A 1,287-nucleotide genomic window follows, 5' to 3' on the forward strand; every position below is an offset into this window, starting at 1 on the left:
CCCACTGCTGTCCGGTTTAAATATCTGGACAAGGCGCATGACATTGATTCTACTCTGTTTCAGACGTTTCGCGGCGTTCTGGACACGAGAAGGAGATCAATGTCATGCGGCATGAGAATAGCGTTTTTCATCAGCTTCAAAAGCATATTCCGTGGTCGGTGTTTGACAAGCTTGTGGACGAACACAAGGCCGATCACCGGGTGCGGCGGCTGACCACCAAGAGCCAGTTCCTGGCGCTGCTGTTCGGTCAGCTTTCAGGGGCAACGAGCCTGCGAGAGATCGAAGCCGGGCTTTTGAGCCATCAGGGCCGGCTTTATCATGCCGGCGGGCGGACGATCGCCCGCACGACCCTTGCCGATGCCAACGCCCGGCGTCCCTGTGCGGTGTTTGCCGGCCTGTTTGCGCACATGGCCGCGCGTGCCGACCGCAGCACCCGCCGCCATATCGGCAACAGCGTCCGCCTGCTCGATGCCACCCGCATCCAGGTCTCGTCGCTGCTCGGCGGCTGGGCCGACATGGTCGGCGGCAAGCGGGCCATCAAGGTCCATGTCACCTATGACCCGCATGGCGAGGCACCGCTCGCTGCGACGCTGACGGGCCAGAAGACCAATGATATCATCCCGGCCAGGGCAATCGAGATTGTCTGCGGTGTCACCTATGTCTTTGATCTCGCTTACTACGACTTTTCCTGGTGGGCCGAGATCGACAGGCGCGGTGCGCGTTTCGTCACGCGGCTGAAGACCCATACCAGCGTCCGGCAGACGATCGAAAACCATATCGAACAGCCTGCCGACAACGCCGCGGGCGTCCTCAGCGACAGGGTCGGCCATCTGCCGGAGCGCATGGCGAGCGCACGCCGCAATCCCTTCCACAAACCGGTACGCGAGATCACCGTGCGCATCCAGACCGGCAAGGTCATCCGGCTCGTCACCAACGACCTCGATGCCCCAGCCCAGGAAATCGCCGACCTCTACAAGCAGCGCTGGCAGATCGAACTGTTCTTCAAATGGATCAAGCAGAACCTCAAGATCCGGCATTTCATGGGAAATTCGGAAAACGCCATACGCATTCAGATCTTCGTGGCGCTCATCGCCTATCTCATCCTGCGCATGGCCCAGCGCTGCCAGACAGCCATCGCCCAACCGCTCGCCTTCACCCGCCTCGTGCGCCTCAACATCATGCACCGCAGGCCAATCGATGCGCTGCGAAGGCAACCGCCTGCAACAAGATCAGACCCACGACAAATCCCTCTGCCAATAGGCTAAACTTAAACCGGACAGCAGTGGG

Annotated in this window: 1 protein-coding gene; it reads left to right on the plus strand. The window is 60.5% G+C overall.

The window, feature by feature from the left end:
* Nucleotides 1-104 precede the first annotated feature (104 nt).
* The gene (locus tag FHT82_RS30170; protein ID WP_183736386.1) at nt 105-1,265 is read left to right on the plus strand and encodes an IS4 family transposase; all 1,161 of its coding nucleotides are present in this window, start codon (nt 105-107) and stop codon (nt 1,263-1,265) included.
* Nucleotides 1,266-1,287: the final 22 nt, after the last annotated feature.

Origin of the sequence: Rhizobium sp. BK275 (genome assembly GCF_014193555.1) — a bacterium.
Taxonomy (GTDB): Bacteria; Pseudomonadota; Alphaproteobacteria; order Rhizobiales; family Rhizobiaceae; genus Rhizobium.

Excerpts from the sequence above, each read along its gene's own strand:
- FHT82_RS30170 (WP_183736386.1), top strand. The coding sequence starts at position 105 with ATGCGGCATGAGAATAGCGTTTTTCATCAGCTTCAAAAGCATATTCCG.